Origin of the sequence: Arenibaculum pallidiluteum, from assembly GCF_017355985.1 — a bacterium.
Classification (GTDB): Bacteria; Pseudomonadota; Alphaproteobacteria; order Azospirillales; family Azospirillaceae; genus Arenibaculum; species Arenibaculum pallidiluteum.
Map to the genome: position 1 here is coordinate 1 of NZ_JAFIQU010000045.1, position 827 is coordinate 827.

At 72.1% G+C, this 827-nt stretch carries 1 protein-coding gene; it reads right to left on the minus strand.

Annotated features, from left to right (window positions below; translation table 11 throughout):
* Positions 1-2: 2 nt before the first annotated feature.
* Positions 3-827, minus strand: an 825-nt coding sequence (locus tag JUB13_RS31005; protein ID WP_207486126.1) for a MipA/OmpV family protein, incomplete at its 5' end; no start/stop codon positions are given.

Genomic DNA, 827 nt, shown 5'->3' on the forward strand with positions numbered 1-827 from the left:
CGCTACCAGCGATAGCTCAGGCCGACCAGCGCGGAGAGCTGATCCGCGCTGCCCTCGCGGTCCACCAGCGGGCTGTCGGCGGCATCGCCGAGCAGCCGGGTGTAGTCGATCCGACCCATGACGTGGATCGAGTCGGTGAGGTCGTATCCGAGGCCGACGGCGAGGCCCGCATCCTTGAGGCCGGCCTCGGCGTCGTATCTGGTGTATCGGCGGGCCGAGCGTGCGGCCTGGGCCGCGGTGATGCCGAAGGTGTTGCCCATGTACTCGTCGTCGGCCCAGGTGACGTGCGGGGTCACGCTGAGCCGCGCCCGCTCGTCGAGCAGGGCGAGCTCATACTCGGCCTCGACCGTGGCGGCGAGGCCTTCGCGGTCGCCGGTCACGTCGCGGGCCAGCTCCAGGCCGAGATCCACCGGGCCGAGCTCGTAGCCGAGCCGGGCGACCGCCACCGCGCCGACATCGAGATCGCCGAGCCCTCTCAGCGCGTCGTTGTCGCCCTCGTCGCGCCCGAAGTCGTACCGGATTCCGAGGTCGAGCCGCAGGCCTTCGGAGATGAGCGGGGTCGCGAAGATGCCGGGCCCGCCCAGGGTGGTCACGCGGATCCGGTCGCGCCAGGACAGATCGACGATCGGCACCGGCACCACCTCGTTCTCGTCGGAGCCCTCGTAGTCCGGTGTGAAGAGCGCGCCGCCGCCGAGCGTGAGCGACCAGTCCCCGGATGGCCGGCCCTGGGCCGCCGCGCTGCCCGCCACCATCTGGACGGCCGCGGCCGCGCAGAGGGCCGCCGCCAGGAGCGGCCCTCGGCCTAAGGATGTGCTTGTCACGTTGAT